The sequence below is a fragment of the Streptomyces sp. NBC_01210 genome (genome assembly GCF_036010325.1).
GTDB lineage: Bacteria > Actinomycetota > Actinomycetes > Streptomycetales > Streptomycetaceae > Streptomyces.
The window spans coordinates 75,464-98,410 of the sequence record NZ_CP108549.1; the positions used below are offsets into that span (position 1 = coordinate 75,464).

General features: G+C 67.8%; 25 protein-coding genes and 2 pseudogenes. 11 read left to right on the forward strand and 16 right to left on the reverse strand.

The features are described from left to right. Window positions 1–815 precede the first annotated feature (815 nt). From OG735_RS00270 to OG735_RS00280, 3 genes are read left to right on the forward strand one after another with little or no spacing between them, the layout of a single operon-like run. The gene (locus OG735_RS00270; protein WP_327321112.1) at window positions 816–1,661 is read left to right on the forward strand and encodes an ABC-three component system protein; all 846 of its coding nucleotides are present in this window, start codon (window positions 816–818) and stop codon (window positions 1,659–1,661) included. Next, complete coding sequence (locus tag OG735_RS00275; RefSeq protein ID WP_327321113.1) at window positions 1,658–2,143, forward strand: three component ABC system middle component; 486 nt, start codon at window positions 1,658–1,660, stop codon at window positions 2,141–2,143. The genes OG735_RS00270 and OG735_RS00275 overlap by 4 nt, the downstream gene beginning before the upstream one ends. A 21-nt stretch (window positions 2,144–2,164) precedes the next feature. Continuing rightward, a complete protein-coding gene (locus tag OG735_RS00280) occupies window positions 2,165–4,117 on the forward strand; it encodes a DUF3732 domain-containing protein (RefSeq protein ID WP_327321114.1) in 1,953 nt (650 codons plus the stop codon). 168 nt (window positions 4,118–4,285) lie between these two features. On the opposite strand, the gene OG735_RS00285 is transcribed toward OG735_RS00280, so the two are convergent. From OG735_RS00285 to OG735_RS00295, 3 genes are all read right to left on the reverse strand, one after another. Next, window positions 4,286–4,597, reverse strand: coding sequence for a hypothetical protein (locus tag OG735_RS00285; RefSeq protein ID WP_327321115.1), 312 nt, complete (start codon window positions 4,595–4,597; stop codon window positions 4,286–4,288). Then, the gene (locus tag OG735_RS00290) at window positions 4,594–4,875 is read right to left on the reverse strand and encodes a hypothetical protein (RefSeq protein ID WP_327321116.1); all 282 of its coding nucleotides are present in this window, start codon (window positions 4,873–4,875) and stop codon (window positions 4,594–4,596) included. The genes OG735_RS00285 and OG735_RS00290 overlap by 4 nt, the downstream gene beginning before the upstream one ends. Before the next feature lie 381 nt (window positions 4,876–5,256). After that, window positions 5,257–5,409, reverse strand: a complete 153-nt coding sequence (locus OG735_RS00295; protein WP_327321117.1) for a hypothetical protein — start codon at window positions 5,407–5,409, stop codon at window positions 5,257–5,259. Between OG735_RS00295 and OG735_RS00300 the strand changes: the two genes are divergently transcribed. Both OG735_RS00300 and OG735_RS00305 read left to right on the forward strand, forming a co-directional pair. Further along, window positions 5,408–5,896: a GNAT family N-acetyltransferase gene (locus tag OG735_RS00300; RefSeq protein ID WP_327321118.1), complete on the forward strand. Its 489-nt coding sequence runs from the start codon at window positions 5,408–5,410 to the stop codon at window positions 5,894–5,896. The two genes, OG735_RS00295 and OG735_RS00300, sit on opposite strands and share 2 nt — an antisense overlap. A gap of 248 nt (window positions 5,897–6,144) precedes the next feature. After that, the gene (locus tag OG735_RS00305) at window positions 6,145–6,735 is read left to right on the forward strand and encodes an alpha/beta hydrolase (RefSeq protein WP_327321119.1); all 591 of its coding nucleotides are present in this window, start codon (window positions 6,145–6,147) and stop codon (window positions 6,733–6,735) included. A gap of 27 nt (window positions 6,736–6,762) precedes the next feature. Here the strand turns inward: OG735_RS00305 and istB are convergent, their stop codons facing one another. Beyond that, window positions 6,763–7,536, reverse strand: coding sequence for an IS21-like element helper ATPase IstB (gene istB / locus OG735_RS00310; RefSeq protein ID WP_327321120.1), 774 nt, complete (start codon window positions 7,534–7,536; stop codon window positions 6,763–6,765). Continuing rightward, window positions 7,533–9,128, reverse strand: a complete 1,596-nt coding sequence (istA, locus tag OG735_RS00315) for an IS21 family transposase (RefSeq protein ID WP_327321121.1) — start codon at window positions 9,126–9,128, stop codon at window positions 7,533–7,535. Before istA ends, istB begins: the two co-directional genes overlap by 4 nt. Before the next feature lie 587 nt (window positions 9,129–9,715). On the opposite strand from istA, the gene OG735_RS00320 reads away from it, so the two are divergent. Next, the gene (locus OG735_RS00320; RefSeq protein WP_327328164.1) at window positions 9,716–10,612 is read left to right on the forward strand and encodes a replication-relaxation family protein; all 897 of its coding nucleotides are present in this window, start codon (window positions 9,716–9,718) and stop codon (window positions 10,610–10,612) included. A gap of 149 nt (window positions 10,613–10,761) precedes the next feature. Here OG735_RS00320 and OG735_RS00325 read toward each other — a convergent pair whose 3' ends face one another. Beyond that, the gene (locus tag OG735_RS00325; protein WP_327321122.1) at window positions 10,762–10,947 is read right to left on the reverse strand and encodes a hypothetical protein; all 186 of its coding nucleotides are present in this window, start codon (window positions 10,945–10,947) and stop codon (window positions 10,762–10,764) included. A gap of 122 nt (window positions 10,948–11,069) precedes the next feature. Further along, on the reverse strand, window positions 11,070–12,080 hold the full coding sequence (locus OG735_RS00330; RefSeq protein WP_327321123.1) for a hypothetical protein: 1,011 nt from the start codon (window positions 12,078–12,080) through the stop codon (window positions 11,070–11,072). A 157-nt stretch (window positions 12,081–12,237) separates the two neighbouring features. Between OG735_RS00330 and OG735_RS00335 the strand changes: the two are divergent. Both OG735_RS00335 and OG735_RS00340 read left to right on the forward strand, forming a co-directional pair. Next, window positions 12,238–12,369 (forward strand): annotated as a pseudogene (locus tag OG735_RS00335) (DUF6207 family protein); the annotation flags it as partial. Between the two features lie 71 nt (window positions 12,370–12,440). Continuing rightward, window positions 12,441–12,722 carry a DUF6233 domain-containing protein gene (locus OG735_RS00340; protein WP_442812357.1) on the forward strand — a complete coding sequence of 94 codons (282 nt, stop codon included), beginning with the start codon at window positions 12,441–12,443 and terminating at the stop codon, window positions 12,720–12,722. 13 nt (window positions 12,723–12,735) lie between these two features. On the opposite strand, the gene OG735_RS00345 is transcribed toward OG735_RS00340, so the two are convergent. Then, window positions 12,736–13,863 carry a hypothetical protein gene (locus OG735_RS00345; RefSeq protein WP_327321124.1) on the reverse strand — a complete coding sequence of 376 codons (1,128 nt, stop codon included), beginning with the start codon at window positions 13,861–13,863 and terminating at the stop codon, window positions 12,736–12,738. A 153-nt stretch (window positions 13,864–14,016) separates the two neighbouring features. On the opposite strand from OG735_RS00345, the gene OG735_RS00350 reads away from it, so the two are divergent. The 3 genes from OG735_RS00350 to OG735_RS00360 all read left to right on the forward strand — a co-directional run bounded on the left by OG735_RS00350 (window position 14,017) and on the right by OG735_RS00360 (window position 16,069). Beyond that, the gene (locus OG735_RS00350) at window positions 14,017–14,742 is read left to right on the forward strand and encodes a GNAT family N-acetyltransferase (protein ID WP_327321125.1); all 726 of its coding nucleotides are present in this window, start codon (window positions 14,017–14,019) and stop codon (window positions 14,740–14,742) included. Between the two features lie 68 nt (window positions 14,743–14,810). Further along, a complete protein-coding gene (locus OG735_RS00355; RefSeq protein ID WP_327321126.1) occupies window positions 14,811–15,410 on the forward strand; it encodes a hypothetical protein in 600 nt (199 codons plus the stop codon). Then, a complete protein-coding gene (locus tag OG735_RS00360) occupies window positions 15,317–16,069 on the forward strand; it encodes an endonuclease domain-containing protein (protein WP_327321127.1) in 753 nt (250 codons plus the stop codon). Before OG735_RS00355 ends, OG735_RS00360 begins: the two co-directional genes overlap by 94 nt. Before the next feature lie 213 nt (window positions 16,070–16,282). Here OG735_RS00360 and OG735_RS00365 read toward each other — a convergent pair whose 3' ends face one another. From OG735_RS00365 to tap, 8 genes and pseudogenes are all read right to left on the reverse strand, one after another. Beyond that, window positions 16,283–16,831, reverse strand: coding sequence for a hypothetical protein (locus OG735_RS00365; protein WP_327321128.1), 549 nt, complete (start codon window positions 16,829–16,831; stop codon window positions 16,283–16,285). Window positions 16,832–16,925: 94 nt separating this feature from the next. Beyond that, window positions 16,926–16,994, reverse strand: a pseudogene (locus OG735_RS41670) (telomere-protecting terminal protein Tpg); the annotation flags it as partial. 114 nt (window positions 16,995–17,108) lie between these two features. Beyond that, window positions 17,109–17,534: a hypothetical protein gene (locus OG735_RS00370; RefSeq protein WP_327321129.1), complete on the reverse strand. Its 426-nt coding sequence runs from the start codon at window positions 17,532–17,534 to the stop codon at window positions 17,109–17,111. A gap of 53 nt (window positions 17,535–17,587) precedes the next feature. Continuing rightward, window positions 17,588–18,175: a hypothetical protein gene (locus OG735_RS00375; protein WP_327321130.1), complete on the reverse strand. Its 588-nt coding sequence runs from the start codon at window positions 18,173–18,175 to the stop codon at window positions 17,588–17,590. 103 nt (window positions 18,176–18,278) lie between these two features. Next, the gene (locus OG735_RS00380) at window positions 18,279–19,202 is read right to left on the reverse strand and encodes a hypothetical protein (protein ID WP_327321131.1); all 924 of its coding nucleotides are present in this window, start codon (window positions 19,200–19,202) and stop codon (window positions 18,279–18,281) included. 134 nt (window positions 19,203–19,336) lie between these two features. Further along, window positions 19,337–19,981 (reverse strand): hypothetical protein, encoded by a 645-nt coding sequence (locus OG735_RS00385; protein ID WP_327321132.1) that lies wholly within the window; start codon window positions 19,979–19,981, stop codon window positions 19,337–19,339. A 173-nt stretch (window positions 19,982–20,154) separates the two neighbouring features. After that, entirely contained in the window at window positions 20,155–20,712 is a 558-nt protein-coding gene (tpg, locus tag OG735_RS00390) for a telomere-protecting terminal protein Tpg (protein ID WP_327321133.1), read from the reverse strand. Between the two features lie 6 nt (window positions 20,713–20,718). After that, a complete protein-coding gene (gene tap, locus OG735_RS00395) occupies window positions 20,719–22,944 on the reverse strand; it encodes a telomere-associated protein Tap (protein WP_327321134.1) in 2,226 nt (741 codons plus the stop codon). Between the last annotated feature and the right edge of the window lie 3 nt (window positions 22,945–22,947).

The following is a 22,947-nucleotide window of genomic DNA, read 5'->3' on the forward strand; positions in this document are numbered from 1 at the left end:
TCACTCCAGCCAAGGGACATGGGCAGAGCGGCCGCAACGGGAATGTCAGCGGCCGACCCCGGCGAAACCGCGTGGTGACCTGCCCGGATACGGGGACGGCCTTCTGGGTGGCGCAACAGTAGGCGCAACAGCCAGGCGCAAACCTTGTCGCAACCCCGTGCTCCTGGTCGACCGAGGCGGCGGGTCAGCGGTCCACCTGGAGATGCACGACGTCTACGCGGTCGGCGGCGAATGGGGCTGCCGGGGAGACCCACAGCCGGGACGCGGGCGGCGCGGAGGGCGGCGACGGAAACTGCATAGCTCCCACCAGCATGTGCGCCCGGTGCTACGTTGTTGCAAGGTTCCCTCTTGCCGGGACCTTGCTGCGGCACGCGGCTGCACGGTTCGTCCAGCTCGACCAGTAGTGGGGGACGTGGCGCAAGCGCGATCGCATTCGGCCGCGGGCCAGATGATGGGCTACCTCTATCAATGCGAGCTAGCCCTTCTTGAACTCGCACGCCGCAGCTGGGACGACAATACCGTTGAAGTGCGTATGGAACTTCTCGACGACATCGAGTTCCTGCGCCACGAGACGCAGGATCCCCTTGAGCTGCTGCAGTCCAAGTACCGAGAGGCGGCCGGGCAGCTCAGCGAGACTGGAAAAGACTTCTGGCGCTCAGTCACCTTGGATCGACTCTCTGAACGTCAGCGCCGACCAATCAGCCCTCCCGCTACCCATCCTGCGACTCGTCTCGACACAGGTTGCCAAAGAGGGGACCTTCCTCCACTTCCTGCGTTCAGGCCCTGACCGGAACGTAGGCCGGGCTCTGGCGCGCATGGAGGAAGTTGCCACCGACGCAGACGGACCCGGAACCACGGCTGACGACCGCGCGCTCTTCATGGAGCTCACGACAGCGCAACGGCACAAGCTCGTCACCGCCATGGTGGTCGATGACGGTGCACCAGTGATGTCAGACGTCGACCGTAGTCTCGCCAAGGAGCTGGGGATCACCCCTAGCGAGCACGCGGGTGCAGTGCTAGACGAGATCAAGGGCTGGTGGTATCGCGTGGCCGTGCGTCTGCTAGAGCGCAAGGACCCTACCTACATGCTGGCCTCGGTCAGTGCTGAAGAACTCCTGTGCCGCCGCGATGAAGCCGTCGATCGGTACACCGGCAAGAGCTTGCCGATCACCGAGACCCTCCGCAATCTCACCGAGGCAGAGATGGCCCCCTACCGGAACCGGCTGGTCGTTTCGCAGATGCAGTGGATCGGTCTCCCCGACACCGAGATCGCGATGCATCTACGCGACTACCACTACGCGCGGGCGCAGCGCTCCGAGTGGCTTAGGAGCTTCAAAGTCACCGCGGATGGGCTGGATGCATACGAGCGTGATCTGCACTACGAGTGGGAGAGCGTCTTCCGGCGTCGTACCCGCCGCGTCGATGATGCGACCAGCGAGACCGCTCGGCAGGACATCGGTCAGGACGTCTTGGACGGGACGATGGAGAAGGTTGCTGATAAGTCGGCTCGGCCAGGCACCAGCACGGCCCCCTGGATCGGTCGAGGATCCATCCACGACCTCTGCGACAGGACGGAGTACGTGGGGAGCGATCGAGCTGTGGGCTGGCACCCCGACCACCCCCGTCTGTGCAAGGACCACATCGAGGCCGCGGACCAGTGACCACACCGGCCCCACTCCACCGCTCGGCGGAAGCGCAGGCGCTTCTCAACCCGGCATTCGGCGCCTACCTGCTGGCCCACAGCATCTACGCTGCGCAAAGCAAAAAGGGGCGGCCAATGCCGTGGCCGTCCGCGTTTCTCGTCCTGCCGCTCGTCCTTCCGGCCAAAGCTCGAAACAGCCTTCCGGGTAATTCGACGGTCTCACTCATGGCGTGGGCGGATAAAAACCCCCTTCAGCACGCAGCCTTCGCCGAGCGGGCGGTCTCGCTGACCAGCCTCACACGAATGAGTCTGCGTATGGCGATGCGCCACCAGGCTATGGAAGTCACACCGCTCGGCCTGCGTTGTCCGCGCAAGCCCAAGGCGGCCCCTAGCTTCGGACAAGAGGTTGCGGAGTGTGCGCGCGCTGCGGCTCTGGTAGGCCGTTGGCTTGCAGCAACCGACCCGCATCGCGCCTACACCGCTCTTGGTGTTCGTCCCTGACCAAGGAGTCCCAGAACCGCCATGCAACTGCTTGCCCTGGCCCTCTATCACCAAGACAACGGGAAGCCCCCCAGGGTCCTGCGGTTCCACCCCGGGCGGCTGAACATCCTGACCGGAGAGTCCGAAACCGGGAAATCCGGCGTCCTCGCCATCATTGACTTCTGCTTGGGTCGTAGCAAGCCCGGGCTGCCCGACAACCCCATCGACCGTACCGTCGGCTGGTACGCGCTTCTAGCCGAGTTTCGTGACGGGCGCCGGATGGTTCTCGCACGGCCTCGCCCGGCCGGCGAGTCCACAAATGAGGCGTTCGTACGCTCCGGAGACCAGACGCTCAGTCTTCCCAGCGCTGCTGAACTCCACGTCAACTCGAACGCCGCCGCGCTGCGCGGCGAAGTCAGCGCGCACCTCGGAATCGAAGACTTCCGCTTCCAGCCTCCAGCTAGCGCTGCCCGCTACCCCTTCGACGTCTCTGTAGCTCAGGGCGCCCTGTTCTGCTTCCAAAACCAGGACGAGATCGCTGCCTCCAAAACTCTGTTCCACCGTCAGACCGAGGACGGCATCGCGCAAGCCATTAAAGACACCCTGCCCTACTTCCTCGGCGCTGCTGGCCCTGAACAGGCCCTTCGGCAATACCGGCTCGGCGAAGCCCGCCGCGAGGTACGCACCGCGCAGCGCAAGCTCGACGCCGCCCTGCGACAGCGCGAGGTCTTGGACACCAATGGCATCGCCTTGCTCAGGCTCGCGCAGAGTGAGGGGCTTCTCAGTGACGTTCCCGCAGCCCCTGACGCCGACACGGTGCAGGCCCTGCTCCGAAAGGCGCTCGCCGTCCCACCCCTCGCTCCGATCAGTTCCGACGTCGGCGACCGCCGTCAGGAGCTGAATGAGGAGCGTCGAACGCTGCGGGCCCAGCTGCAGGAGTTCGATGCTGCCCTGGCCACCGTCGACCGTTGGCAGCGCAGAAGCTTCGACTTCACAGGAGAGCTGCACCTCCAGGTCGACCGGCTCAAGACACTCGATCTTCTGGGGCCTGAGAGGGATCACGACACCGACGTCTGCCCAATGTGCACCCAGCCCCTTGAACACCGGGATCCTTCAGCCCAGGACATCTCGAGGCTGACGATCCGGCTCTCAGAGGAACTGGAGCAGGCCGCCGGAGTTCAGCCCGTCCGCCAAGAGCATCTTCGGGCCCTGCAAGTCCAGCGCGATGGCCTGGCCGAGCGACTCAAGGCCAACGGCGCGCTCCTGAAAGAGCTGATGGCGAGCGATGAGAACATGGCTCGCCTGCAAGAACAGCATTTGCGAGCAGCGCACCTCCAAGGACGCATCGCACAATCTCTGGCTCATGACCGCCGGCCCACCGACGACGTCGGTCAGCTGCGCAATGCGCTGGCATCCGCGCAAGAAGTCGTCAGCGTTCTCGAAGAGCACACAGCCAACGACGACGTACCCGCCGAGACGGAGCGCCGTCTCGCTGACATCGCGGCTCAAATGACCCCGTGGGCGCGGCGGCTCAAGCTTGGTCAGTCAGAAGAGCCGAACGAGGCCGGCATCAGCTTCAAGAAACTCAGCGTGGTCATCCGGCGGCCCCAGGACCGTCTCCCTCAGGAACGCGTTGGCAGCGCCAAGAACTACATCGGCTACCACCTCGTGGCCCATCTCGCCCTGCACACCTACCTGCGCCACCACCACAGGCCCGTCCCTAGCTTCCTCGCGCTGGACCAACCCACGCAGGCGTTCTTCCCGTCCAAGCCCCGCGACGCGTCCACCGTCCCAGACGCCGACTGGTCCACCGTCACCGAATATTTCCGACTCCTACATGACGTCTCGGAACTCAACCAGGGCGATCTCCAGATCATCGTCTGCGACCACGCAAATCTCCCGGACGACTGGTTCCAAGAAGCTGTGATCGACAACTGGAGGCCCGACGAGGACGGCACACGCAACGCGCTCATCCCCCCGCGCTGGCTCACCTGACTTCACCAGCGAGCCCCTCAACGCTTGCGTCGCGCCCCGCCGCTGCGCTGCTTGCGGTGCAAGGAGTGGAGTGGAGCCCACTCGATGGGCTCCACCCGGTGTCGGACATCGTGACCTGGATATCCAGCATCGGGCGGCCCACTCGGTGGACGATGTTCTGCATCGTCATCACAGCCAGGCGTTCGAGTGCCGTATCCGGGACACGGCGCGGGCATCGCGGCGCGCGGCGGCACTGCCGATGCGGTTCTGTCGGGGCCGGGGCCGGCGCGACTGGGCGCCGTAGAATCGGCGTATCCCGGCCGCCTTGAGCCGCTTGCGCTGCTTGGCCAGCTCCGCCTTCTTCTCGCGGGCGGCCTTTGGCTTCCGGGGCCGCTTCCAAATCGGCGGCGGCCCGTACGCCTCGGCGCGCTCTTGGGCGGCTTCCCTCAGCCGGGCGGCGACGGCTTCGATCCTCGGGTCTGAAGATGGCGTGGTGGTCATGCGAGTCCTCCGGTGAGTGTGGTCCCGCCCTGCACGGGCTGGACAGGCTCTAGGTGCGCGACAGCATCGCCGTCGCGGTGGCGGGCTGTGGCGAGGGGCGGTCGGGCTGCGGCTCGTTCCCGGATGCCGGCCTGGAGTCTGGCGGCCATCTCGGCGGCTGCGGCCTCCAGCGTCCGGCGGTTCTGCTCCACCGCGGCGACGTCCGTCGTCGGCTCAAGGTTCCGGCCGACCCTCCACTCCGGGCGCAGGCTCGGTCTCGGAGTGGTGGGCGAAGTCACCGGCTCCCCGGCCGACCCCCCGCACGCTGCTGCTCGGCAGGTACGACGACCAAGACCGCCTTCAGTACGTCGGCCGCACCACCACCCTCGCCCAGGCGGCAGGTGCTGCGGTCGCCGGCCTACTCGCTCCGGGACGGGATCATCCATGGACAGGCTGGTCGTTCTCCGCCGGGTGGGGCAGGCAGGAAAAACTTGTCGTCACGCTGGTGTGGAACCCGAGCTGGTGGTGGAAGTCGGCGTCGACGTCGCTCGCGACGCCTCCGGCCGGTGGCGACATCCCGCACGCTGGCATCGTGCCCGCCCCGACCTCTCCCCCGCCGATGTCCCCCGCCTGACAGCACCGCCGCACTGACGGCGGCACGGCGCGGCGGTCCCGGCCGGTCAGCGGATGTACAGGCTCTTGCCGGTGCCGATGTAGTTGCCCTGTGCCTTCACCGTCCCCACTGCGTCGCCCGTGCAGCCGGATCCGCTGTAGACGGTCGCGTCGATGTCGGTGAAGTCCGTCCGCGCTGCTGTCCGGAATACTCGGTCCATGCCGCTCATCCGTGACATCGCCCAGGCCGACTACTCGGTGGTGGAGGAGCTGCTGTACTCGAACGATCTGGGAGGCGGCAGGTCCTATTACCCCGAGGGCTTGGACGTTATTGTGGCCGAGCTCCACGGATCCGTCGTCGGGGTCGCCGAGTTCCAGCTCCACTGCGACTTCGGACATGACGAAGGCCGGGAGGCGCATCCTGGCGAGCAGACGTTCGTCTCGACCATGGCCGTCGCTGATACCGATCGTCGCAGCGGGGTCGGCCGGGCGCTTCTCACCGAGATCGCCCGCCGGGCCCAGGAAGCCGGCCACACATTCCTGGCCCTGGCCCCCCAGGACGGTGACGATGCGGCCAGCCGACAGGCGTTCTTCCAGGCGTGCGGCCTCACGCTCTACGGACCCGACAGACCGGGTGCGGCATGGGGCTGCCCGGTCTCAAAAATTCTCGATGTGGCCGCGACCAGCTCCCGACCTCTTCCCCCCTGACGTCGCCGCCGCATTGACGGCGGCACGGGTGCGGCGGCCTCGCCGACGCGCAACCGGCTGAGCACACGCCCCGATCCCCTCGCCCGCCGCCCGGGACCTGTCCCACCCACCCACTTCTCTTTTCTTCCTGCTGTGGGGCGTGTGTCGACGGTCACGTAATTCCTCAGGTGTCGTGGTCACGTAATTCCCCAGGCGGTGGCGGTCGGGCACGGTGAGTCGGATGATCAGGTGGCTAGTAGTCTGCGGCCATGCCTGATCCCGTCCCGTTCGCCGTTCCCACCCGCTTCGACGGAGCCCGCGATCGTGTCGCGGTCGTCGTTCCAGGCGTCGGCTACTCGCCTGCCAGGCCGCTGCTGCACTTCGCTCGTAGCGTCCTGCTCCAGCACGGCTGGACGGTGCAGGAGTTGTGGTGGCAGATCCCCGATGGGTTCTCGCAGTTCACCGTGAACGACCGGGTCGAATGGGTGGAGCGGCAGGTCACCGAGGCTGTCGATGCCGAAGCGGGAGCCTGTCGGCTGCTGATCGGCAAGTCCCTGGGCTCCCTCGCCTGCGGCATCGCAGCTGACAGGAACATCCCGGCAGCCTGGCTCACCCCGGTTCTGACCAGCGACCACGTCACCGCGGCTCTTCAGCGAGCGACGGAGCCGACCCTTCTCATCGGCGGAAGCGCCGACAAGCTGTGGGATTCACGAATCGCCGCGTCCCTGCGGCACGAGGTCCTGGAAGTGCCCTCGGCGGACCATGGTCTGGAACTCGCAGACGATGCCGCAGGATCCGTTGACGTTCTGCGGCAAGTCGTCTCTCGGCTGGACCACTTCATCGGCTCGCTCGGCCGCTGAGAGCACTGAACAAGAACGTCCCGATCTCTAGCCGCCGGCAGATGAGTCGGGCTTGCCGGTCGGCCCCTTGGGCCGCTTGTTGGGGCGGTAGCTGGGGCTGTTCATAATGATCTGGTGGCTGGCGTTGATCAGCCGGTCCAGGAGTGACTCGGCGACGACCGGGTTGGGGAAGAGTGGATACCAGTCGCTGGGCGCCCGGTTGCTGGTGATGATCAGAGACCGTCCCTGCCGCTCGGAGACGAGTTCGTAGAGGTCGTCGGCCTGGGACGCGGACAGTTGACGCATGGCGAAGTCGTCAAGGATGAGCACGTCGGGCCGGATGAGGTCACGCATGCGCTTGTCCCAGGTGCGGTCCGCGTGGCCGCCGGCGAGCTCGCCCAGGATGCGGCTGGTCTTGGCGAAGCGGACGTTGGCGCCCTGCCGGACGGCTTGGTGGGCGAGAGCCTGGGCGACGTGTGTCTTCCCGACGCCGACTGGTCCGAACGGAATTACGGACTCGCCGGAGTGGAGCCAGCGCAGGGCCGCGAGGTCGCGGATCTGGGCGGCGGGAAGTTTCGGGGAAGCCTGGAAGTCGAAGCCTTCCAAGGTGGCCTGCTGTTCGAACCTGGCCCGGCGCAGGCGCCGTTCGAGGGCCACGGTTTCACGGCGGGTAATCTCGTCCTGGCAGAGGACCTGGAGGAAGTCCAGGTGCCCGAGTTCTCCGCCTTGGGCCTGAGTAAGACGGGCGTCGAGGGTCTCGAGCATCCCCGAGAGTCGCAGGGTCTTGAGCGACTCGCGCAGGGCGGTGGTCATCACGCTCATCGCGTGGCCTCCTCGGCGTCGCCGTGGCCCTGGTCGTCGTGGAGTTCGACTGGCCTTTGGGCGGGAATGTCGGCGGCGAACAGTCCCTCGGGGCCGTGCAGGAAGGCCGCGGCCCCCGCGTCGCCGGTGTCCGGCTCGGGATCGGTCTCGGTGCCGGCGACCAGGATGCCCTTGACCGTGCGATAGGACGGATCACCAACCGTGATCGCCTTCCTGCAGGCGGCCTCCAGTCGCGTGTCGCCGTACTTCTTCCGCAGCCCGATGACCCCTTGGGCAGCGCGGAGCCGGTAGAGTGCGTTGACCTCCAGAAGTTGGTCGATCACCTCCCGGCAGCAGTCGCCGACCTGCGAGGCTTGGCCACGGCACCAGATCGGCGTCCGCATCTGGAAAGCGATCTTCTCGGGCGGATAGTCGCCTCTGTCGGTGCGCTTGCCCTGTTCCAGGGCCGCGTGCGTCTTGACGAGCTCACCCTCGTGGAAGATCTGCACCATCGTGGCGGTGGAACGGACGTCGACGCGTCGCCCGACCAGTTTCCAGGGCACCGAATAAAGGGTGCGGCCGACCTTGACGTGGATGTCCGGGCCGACGGCGGCCTTCGACCACTTGGCCAGCACGAATGACTCCCGCGGCAGCGGCAGGAGGGTCTCGGCCTCCACCGCCTCGAACACCGCCAGCGGCTTGGCCCCGCCCAGCGGCCGGCACTGCCGCTGACCAGCGACGTTCCTGCCCCAAAGAAGGGCCTCGGCCTGCATGTGCTCCAACGAGGTGAACGTCCGCCCGCTCCAGAGCGAGTCCCGAACATAGGGCATGGGCCGCTCCACTCTGGGCTTGTCCTTCGGATGAAGAGCCCGTGCCGGATCCACCAACGTGCCGTAATGCGAGGCGAGTTCGGCATACGACTTGTTGATCTGCGGGTCGTAGAGGTCGGGCTTGTCCACCCCGGTCTTGAGGTTGTCCGGCACCAAACGTCGCGGGACGCCGCCGAAATAGCGGAAGGCTTCCACGTGCGCGACGGTCCACGAGTGCTGATCCATGTGCACCACGGGGCGTACGAACATGTGCCGCGAGGCGGGCAGCACCATCACAAACGCCCAAATCCGGTGCCGCTTACCGGTAGTTGGGTTGAACCACTGTCCCAGGAAGCCATAGTCGATCTGGGCCTCCGAGCCCGGCTCGACGTCATCCCGCAGCACCGTGACCTTGGAGCGGGCCGCCTCGTCGGGCAGGTTCTCCGACACCCAGCGGCGGAACGTCGACAGCGACACCTTCAACTTGCCTTCGTCCCGCAGCCGTTGATGGATCGTAGTGACCGTCGTGGTCCTCAGCAGCTCCTTGACGAAATCGCGGTGCGGTTCGATCTCTCCCCACCGCACCTGGTTCAGCTTCCGGCTGGCGAGCTCCGGGAACCAGCTCTTGAGTAGTTTGGCCCAGTCCGTCTCGCTCATTGGCGGCCCGCCCGGGCTGATCCCGGCCGCCTCCGCCGGCGCCAGGTACTTCCTGATCGTCTTGCGGTCCACCCCCAGCGAGGCGGACACCTGACTCTTGGACCGGCCCGCGTACCAGTGCACGTAGATCTCGACGATGTCGACCACGGTGAATGTTCTCCTTGCCATCCGGTGTGCCCGTTGACCTCTCGGCTCGCAGGTCAAGGGACCGCGACGACTCCGAGAGGACAGGACCCTCAACCCGGGCACCGGCATGCCCATGGGGAACCCGACCGATTCGCAAGGAAGATCCAACAGCAGTTCAAACCACCCGAAACAGGGAACATCGGACCAGTTCGAGCATGGTCAGCAGCACCACCTACGGTCAGCGCCCCGGTGGGGAACCGTGACCGCGAAGGTGGGGAATTACCTGACGCTGATCATGCAGATCGCGGGGAAAATTCTGACTGCTCACAGCGTGGACTCGGGGGCGTAGAGGGGATGTCGGCCTCCCGACCACGGTCGGACCAGCGTGGTGACCTGCGGGTTCGCGGGCATGCGCGGCAGTGGGTGCAGACGATTGTCGGCCGGGTTGTCGGAGGGGATTTGGGCCTGGCCCACGGAGGCGTTGTCGCTTCGTGACCGTGGTCGGGCCTTCGCGGTCGAGGCTCTGGTCGGGGCCGGCTGCTGCTCTGACCGGTACACGCGGCGCCGGGCAGGCCGGCGCCGTGCCGGACCGGAGGCGAGCGACCGTGATGATCGGCGTGGACGCGGGCAGCGGAGACCGGATGGCGGTGGCCGTGCTGACGCAGTACCGGATGGCGACCACCGAGCAGATGCACCGGGTGATCGCCCCCTCGGTGCGCATCGAGCAGACCAGGCGCAGGCTGGCCAGACTGCGCGCAGAGGGGCTGGTCGACCGCATCACCCTGCCGCAGGCCGGACGGATGCGGGTGTGGTTCCCCACCGCGTACGGCGTGCAACTCGTATCCGAGTGGCCCGAGATGCGCGGGCACCGGCCCTCCAGGACCGTGTCCGACCCGACCGCCGTGCGGCTGAAGGCCGGCCACACGCTGACCGTGGCCGAGACCACGCTCGCCTTCCTCGAGGACGCCCGCCGCCACGGCGACGTTTTCCGGCCGCTGGACTGGATTCCCGAGGTCCACCACCCCATCGGGAGTGGCGAGGCCGTCATCCCCGACGCGCTCCTGTACTACCGGCGCGGCCCCGTCGACGGCGACAACGGGGCGATGCTGCGGGCCTTCGTGGAAGTCGACCGCGCCACCATGGGCCCCGAACGCCTCGCCGCCAAGCTGCCCGCGTACGAGCGCCTCCACCGCTACGTGCCCGCGGTCCCGGGGCGCCGACCGACCGTCCAGGAGACGGCGGTTGAGGAGTGGCGGCGGCGCTACCCGCTCTTCCCTCGCGTCCTGTTCGTCCTGGACGGCACCGGGTCCGTCGGCGTCGAGAACAGGATCAGCGCGCTACGCGCGGGGGCAGGGCAGCTGGCGCCGTCGCGCTTCCTGCACGACGTCCCCATCCTCGCGGCGTCGCTGGCCGGCCTGCTCCACCACAGCCCCTCCGCACCTGTATGGCGTCCGGTCCACGACCCCGACCGGCGAGTCCACTGGACCGGGCCCGCGTACCGGTAGACGTAACGCGCTGACCAGCCGTGGTTGGGGGTGAGCACGGCGCGGCCAGACCCGTGGTCGGGCTCGTGGTCGGGCCGTGGCCGGGCCTCATGCCTTCGAGGCCCGGGGCCTCGCGCCGCCGGTACTGCGCCGTGCAGCATCCCCGGCCGCTACCGGCGGCGCGGGGCGGTGGCCCGGATCTCCGCCAGGACAGCGCCGGTGGCGGGGTCATGGTGCACCGGCAGATACAGGCCCCAGTCGGAGTCGTCGGTGGTGAACCAGTCTCCGTCCCACAGGCCCGGGGTCGTCGACAGCTCACGTCCGCCGAGCGGGCCGCCCACGAGTCGCACGATCACAGCGGTACCTCCTTCGGCGGGGCTCTCCCGCCTCACCCCTTAGCGGGGCTCAGAGCCAGAAGGACAGCATCGGGATCATCAGCGGGCCGTGGGAGGTTTCCCGCGACCCGCTGCATCGTTGGTCAGCCGACGTCCGAGGCATCACGCTGAAGGTCATGCAGGCTGATGATCTCGCCGCAGATGATGTACGTGTTCAGGGCGCACAGGTTGGCTGTTTCGAAGGCTATGGCCGCGTGCACGGCTTTGTTGGTCATCGTGTCTACGGCGACGAACCGGTCGTACAGGCCAGAGATCATGACGTCGGTCAGCTTGTTGCTCGACTTGCTCTCGATAGCCCGCTTGGTGAACTCGAACAGCCGGTTGCGGTGGTGGGCGTCGTCCAGGGGGTGGCCCGTGGCAGACGGCTCGTCTTGCGGCGGTAGTACGTGGTCGACGACGGCCTTGAGGATGCGGCGGCACGTCGTGATGGCCTGCGACAGCTCCTCCGCGGCATCCCGGTCGGGGGAGGTTTCGGCTGCTTCCTGGAGTCGCCGGTAGACCGCGTTGAACTGCTGGAGGAGCTCGGGCACACCGTCGGTCAGGAGCTTGTCCACCTTGACGCGGTAGCCGCCGAAGATGGACTCGTTGATGCTGGTGTAGCCCAAGCGTCGCTCCCAGGAGCAGAGCAGGGCGAACGTCAGGTGACGGGTCCGGGCGACTATGCGTCGAGACCGTTCCCTGGATGCCAGGTCGTGCTTGTAGTCGATGCGTTCACCGCTCTCTTTGAGCTCACGGAGTTCCTGGTCCCAGAACTCGAGCTCCGTCAACGAGTGAGCCTCCACCGTTTCTTGGCCGGTGTCGTCGTCCTTGATGAACTTACGGTCGTTCATGTACTGGGTGAGGGCCTGCTCGGCGGGCCCCGTGGCAGATCCCCAGGTAGAAGGGTCCGCCATCAGCATGCGGGAGGCCTCGCCGTTGCTCTGCCGGTCACCTCCTGTCGGCCGTAGCTCAAGAGAGAGACGGATCGCGTGCTTGGTGTCGCCGACCAGGTTGGCGATTCGCACGGCACGCCGGACCGAGACGTCCAGGGGCTTGTCGTCGAAGTCGTCCAGCGCCTGCCGTACGAGTTGGAGGATGTAATCGCTTGATGCCACGACAGAACCTTAGAAAGTGTGCGGTCAGCCTTGCAGCGCATTATTCGTGGCAGTCCAGCCGTGAACGTCCAGGTCCGCCGCCAACCCTTACGGATGAGGGTGCCGAACGCGAAGAACTACGCCCAGTGATCAGCGCGTTGTGCTGTTCATGAGACCGATGAACGAAGCGCACGTAGCAGAGCCAGGTCTGGTCGTCGTGGGGGTCGCGGCCGCCGACGACCGGACGGCGTTCGCCTTCCAGGAGGCGCTCGCCTCGCGGTGGGCGACCGCGACGACAGACCGTACGACCCGGGATGCCGGCGAACCTGGCGTGCGGCTGCGTTGCTTCCTGCACCTGCGCCAGGAACTCGGCTCGGAGCCGTGCCCACCGAGTACCTGGAGCCGCCCTCGCCCGTCCGGAAGGCGCTGGGGCCTTCCCGGCCGTCCGGCTGGGTGCTGGCAAAGGCCGCTGGCCGCAGGCCCAGCCGGGGCGGTGTCGTGCACGCCGTCGACTGCGAAGAGGCGCCCGCGGGAGCGCCGGTGCTGCCGCTGAGCCGGGTGCGGGACACAGCCGAGCAGCCGGGTGTCCGGCTGTGCTCGCTGTGCGGCGCCGCCGCCGAACTGGACCCCGTCCTCAAGGGCTTCGACCACGGCTTCGGGTGAAAGCGCCCAGGGATCAGCTAGCGGTCCGCGACGCAATCAGTCGGTTGGTCAGCTCCACCGTCGCGAGATACCACCAGTAGATCCAGTCCAGGAACGCTTCGTCATAGTCGCCGCGCTGGTCCGCCTTGCGGTGGCGTAGGTCGTAGCGGTTGGCGATCTCGAACAGTGCCCCCTCGTCCTTGCCGAGCTGATCTTTGAGCAGGGCGCGGCGTTCCTCGAGGATCCCCGCGAGGGTGACGATCGCCGACCGCTTGCTCTCCACCGTCGTGTCCCGTCCGCGGAACAGGGCGATCGCGTGGCGGACACGGATCGTGATGTCCGGGGCGCTGTCGTTGAGTGCACGGTGCACCAGCGCGCTGCGGGCGTCGTCGGTGACGGCGACCAGGCGCCCGAGGTCCTCGCCTTCGGCAGCCAGCTCGTACTCGATGCCCGCCTCGCGCAGCAGCTGGTTGACCTTGCCTCGGTACAGGATGCGGGCGGGTCCGTTGTGGAACTCCGAGTGGTGCCACCCGCACATGTTCCAGCTGTGGAAGCGGCGCGTGCGGGGGCGGCTGACCAGGTCGTGGAAGACCTCGATCAGGCCGAAGAAGGTGTCCTCGTCCCACGTCTCTGGGTCCAGGGGCCACAGGTCGGGGATGCCGAGCCGCCGGTCGATCGCCTGCGAGGCGTCTGGCAGATCGTTGGGGTCGTCGACGCATTCCTCGCCGAAGACTTCGGCCAGGTAGCCGTTGTCGGCGAAGTCGCTGATGATTCGTGCGAAGTCACGGCGGGTGTCTCGCGGCGTGCTGCCGTCGTGCGAGAGGCCGCGGCCTTGCCGCTGTGGCCAGTACGGCCGGGGCTCGGACGCATGCCGCAGTTCGGCCGCGCGGCTGACCAGCTCCGTCAACCACTCCCGCTTGTCCACCCCGCCCCGTTTTCCCCAGCCGGGCGTTGTTGTCACCCAGGGGTCGTCCGAGGGCGCAGGGTGCTTGGGCAGGTCCTCGAAGTCGGCCACCGCCGTGGTGCCGGCAAGGGCCTCCGTCAGCAGCCATATCGCCTGCGCCTCCCATGAGGTGTTCGACGACCGAAGGACACGCTCGCCCTCGGACACGAACAGCGATGTAGGCCAGAGGAGCTCGTAGTTGCTCAGGTCCAGACTCACCGCGACATCATCGCCCACCCGGGCCGGCGCCAACTGGCCAACAGAACATGAGCATTCGGCCGGGAAACGGTCCTTGAACGGCCTTTGCGGTGGACAGCATCCTTCATGGCGCTCAGCGCCGTCCCGGTTCCGTGCCGACTTCAGGGGGCGTCCATGGCCAAGCGCACCGCGAAGAGAGGCAGCAGCAGGCCCCTGCGGCTGCCTGTTGACCGGTTACGGAAAGGGTGGCCCGGGCCCGCCGGCACCCATGTGCGGCTCGCGACTGCGGCGGACACGGACGCCGTCGACGCACTGCTGGACGCGGCGGGGGCCCGGCTCATCCCGGCCCTGCGGTCCTCCATCGAACAGGGCACGGCAGGTGCCGCCCTGCTGGATGGTCTGGGCGGCACCACGAAGACGTTCTTCGAAGACTTCGCGCGTCGGACGGCCGGGCACACGATGGCCGACTCGATGGCCAGCGTCAGTCTGACTCTGGTGGCCGCCGACGGCCAGGATCGGCCGGTCGGCGCTCTGTCCGTCACCGCGCCCGGAACCATCATCGAGCGGGCGCTGGAGCACGGCTACAGCAACGTGCAGGCGCTGACGCTGAGCGTGGCCATCGGCAAGGTGCACGGCCTGGCGGTAGCCGAGGACGCCCGCGGCCAGGGCCTCGCCAGCATCCTGATGAAGCGGGCCTGGCAGGTCTACGAACAGCTCGACTACTTCCTGCTGTACGGGTCCTTCGAGACCGGCCGGGACCTGAGCGCCTTCTACAAGAGCTGCGGGTACACCGTGCGCGTCCCCGGCGAGGGGTTCCTCCTCGAACGCCTCGGGCTGCCCTTCGGAATTCACGCCGGCCCCGACCAGTGCGTGTTCACCCGCTGGAGGCCCCGACGCTGACCGAATGTTCTCCCGGTACTGGCCTGATCGGCGGAGGCGTTGTCAGTGCCTGCTGCCACCATCCGGTCATGCCTCTCGTCACTCGGGAGCGGGCCCGCTCCCCCTTCGCGGACCTGACGCACAGCGCCACGGTCCCGCTGGACCCCGACGAACTCCTCCACATGCCTGGCCTGCGGCAGCACGGCCACGTCTTCTTCGGCGACATAGCGGTGCGCTGCTACAAGCACAAGGCCCGCTGGACGTACGACGAACGGGACATCCGCGCCGCCGGCCGGACTTTCGCGGAGCTGGACCTGGACCTGGACGACGTCGTGGATGTGGAACTGCCTCCGTACCGGGACATCCCGGAACGCGATCCGGAGGAGTGGCACCGCCCCAACTGGCGACGCCAACTGGTGTCGTGGATGGTCGACCGGGCCCGCAACAAGCTGTTCCAGGAGAACCGTCCCCATGACGAGTGGGGCGACTGGAGGCAAATCGGTGCGAACGGACTGCCCGGAAACCTGACGTGGGAGGAGTTCGTCGCATCGAGCAGCCAGGCCCGGCACTGCAGAACATCGCCGGGACCCGGCCGTTGCAGCTGCTGGCCTGGTCCGGCGAGACCTGGCTTCTGCCTCGCGCCTACACGGAGCTGCTGGACCGCTGGGAGCAGCGAGAGGAGGAGTTGACCGCCCGGGCCCGGCTCTGCTCCTGCGGGGCGCAGGGCCCGTACTGGGGCGGCTGGAGGCGGCACAACACGAGGACGGGGTACGTCACCATGTGCCCACCCTGTGCCGGGGAAGCCTGCCAGCTGTACACCGGCCACCTGCGGGGCGTGCTGTACGAGACGCTACGGCGGCGCAATACCCGAGCCGACGCCTACCTGTGCCGATTGTGCAAGGAAAGCCCGGCGGCGGCGTGGGATCACTGCCATGAACACGGCTACGTCCGCGGCCCGCTGTGCGGCAGCTGCAACACCCGCGAAGGCACGGGCATCCCGTACTACTTCCTCCGGCTCGAAGGCGCCGCACGGCATCTCCTGGAATGCCGCGGCTGCCTTCAACAGCGGACCCTGCCGCGCCGGTTCCACATCGACGTCGTCCGCGCACACCTGGAGCAGACCGAGCGGCACGGGCGCTGCCACAAGCAGCCGTACGCACGCGAGTTGGAGCACGCGCACGGTGTTCACCGGTTTCAGCTTGAGTGCAGCGGCTGGCACGCGACCGGGAACTGGACGAAGGACGTCACGGCGTCCGAGGTGGCCGCGCTCGTGCGGGCCCTCGTCGACGCGTCCCTCGCCGGGCAGGAGGGCCGGCCTTCTCCTGGCACGGCCACGGGCGCGGGGTAACCGCCGCGCGGCAGTGCCGTTGAGCACGGCATCGCGTGCATGACCATCCGACCCTCGCGGATACGCGAGCGAGCCCCGGACCACATCGGTCCGGGGCTCGCGGGCTGTTCGGGACCCAGCTACAGCTCGAACTCCAGGTCCAGCACGTCATTGATCTGCAGCTCCTGGAGAGCCCGCGCGGCGGCCGCACCGAGGCAGCGACATGCTGCAGCCCTACCTGGCCAGGGCCTTTTTGAGCGTCAGGTGGAAGAGCGCGGTCGGGTCTTCCACAAGTTCCCTGACCCGCTCGAAGTCGTGGCCGTGGAACCACTCGAAGATCCGACCGCCGTCGATGCGTCCGTTCAAGACGAGGTGCAGGTTCGTGAGGACCGTGGATTCCATCCGGTATGCCTCACTCCTGGTCCCGGCGGGAGCGGAGACCCACCCGTCGACCAGGGCGTACCCGAGGTTGCGCGCCTGAGTCTCGTACTTGTCGAACTGCCGCTCAGGAGCCCCGGTGGACCCAACCTTCACCACTGCGCGTAAGCCCTGGAAGCCCAGGACGTACAACCGACCGCCCTCCTTCTCCGGCTCCGGCAGTTCTTCACGCAGTCGTTTGCGTACCAGATAGGAGGTCAGCCTGATCTCTGTTTTCTGCCAGGGCGGCACAGCTCCGGCCTGGAGGGCAGATATCGCTTTCGCGCGAGCCGCCTCGGAGCCGATCTCTTCAGCCCACTTCTCCATGATGACTTCGCGGATGATCTGTTGTGGGATACGTGGCATCGCGTCAGCTTCTCAGGCAGCACTGACAAACGGACACGCGAGCGAGCCCTGGACCACATCGGTCCGGGGCTCGCGGGGTGTTCGGGGCGCGCTGCTACAGGTCGAACTCCAGGTGCTCGATGTCCGTGAACCGGACCTCTTCCAATCTCCCGGCCCGGCGGCCGCGGCGGCCGTCTGGATGGATGTGGCGAGGGCCGCCCGGCCGGGCAGCGCTGATGCTGGAGCCATTCTGGCTTCGAACGGGGATTCGGCGGCCGACCCGGGACACCGGCCGCCGTTAAGCCTCCTGCCGCTGAATGACGGGAAGGTGATCCAGCACGCCCTCCAGCAGAGCGTTCACGCTTGCGCGGGTTGGAAGGTCACCAATGCTGAAGCGGCTGGTCCGGGTACCGATCTGCCGGTGCAGTGCGTCGTCGGCGGAGGCGCGGAACTCCGTGAGCTGCTTCATATACACCTTCTCGGTCTTGCCCCACGGCCCGTGCGCGACGACGTGCTGGAAGTTCTTCTGACCGAAGACCGGCGGGACGTGATCCAGGATCGCGCGAAGCAGCATCTGGCAGGCGTATGGGTGCTGGTCGGCGTAGTTGGCGTTGAGCTCGCGGACCAGGGCGAGCAGCTTGTCCGTCCGGAAGGCCGTGCCTATGGCCTCCAGGTCGGCAATCAGCTCTTCGGCAACGTACGGGCTGACGGCTGGAACGGGCATGGGGGCCGGCACCAGGGGGTGAGGAGCTGGCAGAGCTTCTGCCTGGGCAGTGATCAGGCGGGCGGTGGTCTGCACGTACTCCTGCAGGCTTCCCGGTACTGGCGGATCTCCCGGCGGAGTTCGCGCCACCAGGCTCCGTCTTCCGTCCCACTGGAGCCGCCCCAGGTAGCTGGCTCGTGAGCCAGGACGTCCGGCAGCCGGGTCAGAAGTCCCCTGGGCAGTCCGGGCAGCTCCCGCTCGATGTCCGCGAGTGTGAACCGCGGCTTGGCTGCCTTCTGCGTCGACAGCGGCGCCTTGCGCTGTATCGCGATCAGCACGTGGAGGACGCGGAGGAAGGGGGCGGCCACGTATGGCTGGAGCTCTGGCACGTGGAGGGCGGCAGCGATCGTGAGGGCGGGCCGGTCGTCGTCGGCGATGTGGAAGCTGGTGTGCGAGGTGAGGCCGTAAGAGGGGCCCACATGCCCGGAGGAACCGACGCGCGGCAAAGAGCGGATCAGCTCCTCAGCATCGAGGTCATGCCGGTCCATGGCGTCCACGGCGAACTGCCAGACGGGCCACTCGCCCTCCATGAGGTACTGCTGGGCCATCGTCGTCAGGAGCATGGTCTGCTCCCGGGAGAGAGTGGCCGTCAGCTCGATCATGACATCTGTCTTTCCATCGGGATGCGGTCCGGGCAGGGCCTGCGTGCTGCGGGTATGACGACGGCAGTGGACGCGACCCTGGCGACGCTGCGGAGTGCACTGCTCACGCTGTTCGCTGGACCAGGCCGGCGGCGAACCACTGCACGAGGGTGGCAGCCAGGTGCACCGCCATCTCGGCCTCGCGCTGGGTCTCGAACCGGGTCGGGTTCTGCGATCCGTGCCGGGCGGTCTGGCCCTTCCACAGCCGCCGCATCATGGATGACACCAGCTCGATGTCGTTCTCTCCACTGGGTGCGGGGATCGCAGTGGAGAACCGCTGCGGCGAATTCCCGATCACTCTCAGCATCGATCCGAGCGTCGCGTTGGCGTTGTTCGGTTCGATGAGGGACTGGGAGGCCGACTCCACCGCCTTGATCGCTTCGCTGTACGCCTTGGTTGGGTCCGGGTCGCGCCCGTACGCGCATTTCCAGGCTGTTGCCAAGTGGTCGGCGGCGGATCCGCTCTGCGGGGTGCGAGCCGCTGCCAGAGCGCTGGAGACAGCCTGCTGTGCCGTTGTGTCGACCCGGAGCTCCAGCCCGGTGCGAGCGTCGTTGACGCGATACGCAGATCCCGCGAGCGTCAGCATGTCCTCCAGCTCCGCGATGGCCTTCTCGCGGTCGTTGCTCCCGTGAGTCCCCAGGTATTGCCGCCGACCGCTCCACGTGCCCGGGTTGGGGTAGTACGTCTGCGAAGTCGACGGCGTGCTCAAGTGCAGCATCGCGTTGACGACATCGAGCAGCTGCTCCTTGCTGGTACCTGCTGCGAGAAACTTCGCCGGCGAGTACTCCCGGGGGCCGGTGTCGACGCGCAGCTTCAGGTGGAGGGCGATCCTCTGTGCGTTTGTTTCGTCGTCTTGGAGGAGAGCCATCACCCACTGGCGCAGAGGAATCTCCATGTAGTCCGGGATGCCCTCGGAGAGGGAGTCGTCTACCGATCCTCGTAGATCCGCCGCCTGCGGATCACGCCGCTTGCGGCTGCGCATGAACATGAACGAACGGCAGCGCCGCCCAGTGACACGCGCCGAAGATTTCCCCGCCTCCTAGGGCGCCGGGCGAGGCGAGAAGAACGAGCAGGCCCCTCGCCGCGGCTGGCGAGGCGGATGAGTCGGGCCGTTGCGGGGGCTCAGCGGCGATCCAGCGCGTCTATCAGCTTGCCGATGTTCCGCACCGCACGATCGGAGGCGCCCTTGGCTGCCAGAGCTCCCAGGACGATGTCCCGCTCAAGCAGCCCTGCGTCGCGCAGGTCCTGCAGGATGCGTTGGGCTTGCTGCTTGCCGAACTGGTCACCGAAGCCGTTGTTCTTGTGGAAGTCCAGCCGGTCGATGGCATCAGCCAGCTCGGAATCGAGCTGCTCGGGCTGCTCATCGGGCCGGGTGAGGTCGATGGCGCCGAGTTGGCACGCCCAGCCTTCGAGCGGGAAGCCGTGGACGCTCTCCACGATGGCCAGCGAGGACCCACGGGCCAGGCTTGCGGCGAAGTCGAGGGTCCTCTCGTCCGGGACGTATGCCAGAACGGGTCCCTTGCCGCGGGCGACACGGTCGCGGGAGGCACGCGGTGTGGTGACAGCGTGTTCCGCCGCCAAACGCCGCAGGGACGGGATCTGCTGTTCCACGCCGAAGGCATTGAGCACGAGCACGCCGACGGCGCCCTGCTCAGCGCATTCTTGCCGAACCCACGCCACGGCCAGATCGGCTGCGATCTCCCAATCCCGCTCGGGGTCGTCATCGGGGACCCATGCTGCCCGCAGGGTGCTGCTCGCGCTCGCCACGTTCGCGGTCCTCTCTCCTTCGAGACGGCCGCGCGGAAAGCGCGGCCATTCCTGGTCACGCTATCGGCAGCCTCCGACAACCGGTCCCTGCGCGAGTAAGGGGACGGAATGGGCCCGTCCGTCGTGCCTCGGCTCACAACAGGACCAGGGGGCCACGGGGTACGGGACTGCCACTACAGGTCGAAGTCGAGGTGCTCGATGTCGGTGAAGCGGACCTCTTCCAGGCTTCCGGCGCGGCGGCCGCCGTCCTGGAAGTACACCTCCTTGAGTGCTTCGGCTGCGATCTCCCGCAACCGCTGTTCGCTGGCACCCTGTTCCTGGGCTTCGAAGAGTTGGGCGGCGTAGCGGGGCGGCAGCGCGACGGTCAGGTGCCGGATACGGTCCTGGTCCGTGGAGCCGATCGGCGCGGTGTAACCGAGGCGGGCGCGGGTGTCGATGACGATGCCGCCGGTGGTCGCCGCCTGCTGCCGTGCCTTGGCCCGGATCTGCGGCTGCCACCGCTTCTTCACCTCACGCTCCAGGCGGGCGGCGAGGTCCGGGCGGGGCTTCTTGATCTGGTCCTTCACGTACCGCTCGACGGTGCGCTGGGAGATCCGCAGCATCTGGGCGACCGCCTTGGTGCCCTTGTACTGCTTGACCAGGTACCGCATCTGGGCGCCGGCTGACTTCGGCGCGGGGCGGGTGAATGCCTTCTGCACCGCCTTGTCGAGGCCGTCCCCGAATGTGCTCATCGCCTGCTACTTCCCGTTGTCGGCGTCGGTGACGGTGCCGTCCTTGATGTACCGGGCGAGGTTGAGCTCCGGGGCGTCAAACTGCTCGCGGACGCCCTCGCCCCACAGCACGCTCTGGGTGCCCTCCCACTTGACCAAGCCGGGGTTCACGCCGAGCTTGAAGCCGCCCGGCAGCGGCTTGCCGTCCCGGTAGGGCAGGAAGTCCAGCAGGCTCTCGCCATCAGCCGCATACACGACGCAGTCGGAGAGAATCGCCACCGGGTACTGCCCGGTGAACGCCGCGTGCTTGACGATCTTGCGGTGCAGGTTGATCCGCGTGCGGGAGATGACCGCCGCACGGATGTCCGGCCGCCACGTCGGACGGGACAGCGCCCGCCACGGCTGGCCGGGCTTCCAGCCCTCGCCACGGGGCCGCTCACGCAACTTGCCCAGGCCGCCCTTGACCGTCGCCTTGACCGCCGAGACGACGATCGCCAGCTCCGGGTCACGCTGCCGGTAGCCGTCCATCGCCGCCAGGAAGTCGGCCGGCGACAGGTCCGCGTCGACGCCGAGGTCGGCCATCGTGGCGAGGTAGGCGTCGCGCAGCCGGTTGTACCAGCCGTCCAGGTAACGGCCGTTCTCGTAGCGCACCCACGCCTCGACCGGACGTACGTCGTAGCCGAGCTCCACCGCGTAGGCCACGGTCGGCGTGGCGTACCAGGCCGGGCCTTCCGGTCGCTCGCCCTTCGGTGTGAACGGGCTGGGCAGCAGACTCGCGTCCAAGTCCGCCCACTTGTCCTTGCCGACCTTCACACGGGACAGGTCGACGTGCGACAGGTCGACCAGCCACGAGCCGGGCAGCTTCGGGTCGAACACCGGCTGCTTGACCTGTGTCGGCTCGCCCAGCCCGACGACCAAGCCGTTGGCTCCGGCGGCGAAGGCCATGTTCACGTCGATGCCGACCAGGTGCCGCAGGGAGCACTCGGCATCGGTCATCGGCCGCGCCCAGTCGTACGCTTCCTCGAACAGCTTCTCCGCCGGGCCGCGCACGTGGAAACGCGGCAGGCCGGCCAGGAGCGGGTGGCCGTCCGGGGCCTCGCACGGGGCGCAGTCGACCGGGTCCTTGCCCAGTGAGCCGGGGTTGTGCTCGGAGTGCCGCTTGCCGTCGGCGCCGGGCTCGGAGGCGCGCGTCGGCGGGTGGAAGGCGGTCATCAGCTCCAGGCCGGTCACGGCGGTGGAGCCGCGCGGCGTCATCACCCGGGACGCGAACGTGCCCAGGAGCCGGGCGAGTTCCGCCGGTGCCAGCTGTGCGGCATGGCCCCAGTGGCGGGTGTCGAGCGCGTTCCAGGACGGGATGCACAGCTGCACGCACATCCGCTCGGAGCTCTGCGCCGGGCGGTAGATCCGCGCCCACGGTCCGAACCCGCGCTTGGTGAGCTTCCACTCCGCGCGGGCCAGCTGCTTGATGACCTTGTGGCCCTCCGGGATCCGCCCGGCGAGTCTCTCGTCCTCGGTGAGGGCAACGGGCAGGCCGTAGCGTTCCAGCGCGGATGGGGTGAGCACCAGCAGCGGGTCGGCGTCCTTGCCCGGCCCGGACAGCTTGGGCTGTCCGAGCTTGGCCTCCTTGAGGGTCCAGTCGACCAGGGCCGAAATGGACTTGGCGGGAACGTCCAGGACCAGGCCGCCGACGCAGTACGCCAGCACCTGACCGTCTGTGTCAACGTCGATGACGGCGAGCGGCCCGTTCTCAAAGCGCAGGTCGTCGTCGGCCTCCACAGAAACACGACCGGCCGCCTTCCCCGTCGGCCGCCGGGACAACGGCGTCCCGGTCCTCGCCGGGCGGGCAGCCTGGCCGGAGCGCTGCAAAACGCCCGGCTTCGCGGCGACCGGCATGCTTTGCGGACCTGTGCCCGCGAGTTCGGGGCGCGAGGGGGCGGGCGGGGCCGGCGGGCTGGGCGGGAAGCCGGGGTTGCTGTCAGGAGGCAAGGTGGGCTGCGGGTAGCGGTGGGCGAGACCGTCGAGCAGTCTGCGGTATGCCTCCAGGCGCTCCCCCTTCGGTTCGGCCCGGCCCGCCTCCCACGCGGTGATACTCGGTACGCGCACACCCAGCGCCTGGGCGATGGCTGCCTGGGTCAGACCGGCCGCCTCCCGCAACCGCACCCGCTCGGTCGGAGCGGGCAGCACGGTGCCGCCGTCGACCGCGGCAAGGAGTGAGTCGACAGCCGAGAACAACTCGTCGGGCTGATGCGTCATCTG

Excerpts from the sequence above, each read along its gene's own strand:
- OG735_RS00355 (WP_327321126.1), top strand. The coding sequence starts at position 14,811 with ATGCCTCTCGTCACTCGGGAGCGGGCCCGCTCCCCCTTCGCGGACCTG.
- OG735_RS00280 (WP_327321114.1), top strand. The coding sequence starts at position 2,165 with ATGCAACTGCTTGCCCTGGCCCTCTATCACCAAGACAACGGGAAGCCC.
- tap (WP_327321134.1), bottom strand. The coding sequence starts at position 22,944 with ATGACGCATCAGCCCGACGAGTTGTTCTCGGCTGTCGACTCACTCCTT.
- istB (WP_327321120.1), bottom strand. The coding sequence starts at position 7,536 with ATGAGCGTGATGACCACCGCCCTGCGCGAGTCGCTCAAGACCCTGCGA.
- OG735_RS00320 (WP_327328164.1), top strand. The coding sequence starts at position 9,716 with ATGATCGGCGTGGACGCGGGCAGCGGAGACCGGATGGCGGTGGCCGTG.
- OG735_RS00295 (WP_327321117.1), bottom strand. The coding sequence starts at position 5,409 with ATGGACCGAGTATTCCGGACAGCAGCGCGGACGGACTTCACCGACATC.
- OG735_RS00365 (WP_327321128.1), bottom strand. The coding sequence starts at position 16,831 with ATGCCACGTATCCCACAACAGATCATCCGCGAAGTCATCATGGAGAAG.
- OG735_RS00300 (WP_327321118.1), top strand. The coding sequence starts at position 5,408 with ATGCCGCTCATCCGTGACATCGCCCAGGCCGACTACTCGGTGGTGGAG.
- OG735_RS00270 (WP_327321112.1), top strand. The coding sequence starts at position 816 with ATGGAGGAAGTTGCCACCGACGCAGACGGACCCGGAACCACGGCTGAC.
- OG735_RS00305 (WP_327321119.1), top strand. The coding sequence starts at position 6,145 with ATGCCTGATCCCGTCCCGTTCGCCGTTCCCACCCGCTTCGACGGAGCC.
- OG735_RS00375 (WP_327321130.1), bottom strand. The coding sequence starts at position 18,175 with ATGATCGAGCTGACGGCCACTCTCTCCCGGGAGCAGACCATGCTCCTG.
- OG735_RS00285 (WP_327321115.1), bottom strand. The coding sequence starts at position 4,597 with ATGACCACCACGCCATCTTCAGACCCGAGGATCGAAGCCGTCGCCGCC.
- OG735_RS00350 (WP_327321125.1), top strand. The coding sequence starts at position 14,017 with ATGGCCAAGCGCACCGCGAAGAGAGGCAGCAGCAGGCCCCTGCGGCTG.
- OG735_RS00370 (WP_327321129.1), bottom strand. The coding sequence starts at position 17,534 with ATGCCCGTTCCAGCCGTCAGCCCGTACGTTGCCGAAGAGCTGATTGCC.
- tpg (WP_327321133.1), bottom strand. The coding sequence starts at position 20,712 with ATGAGCACATTCGGGGACGGCCTCGACAAGGCGGTGCAGAAGGCATTC.
- OG735_RS00380 (WP_327321131.1), bottom strand. The coding sequence starts at position 19,202 with ATGTTCATGCGCAGCCGCAAGCGGCGTGATCCGCAGGCGGCGGATCTA.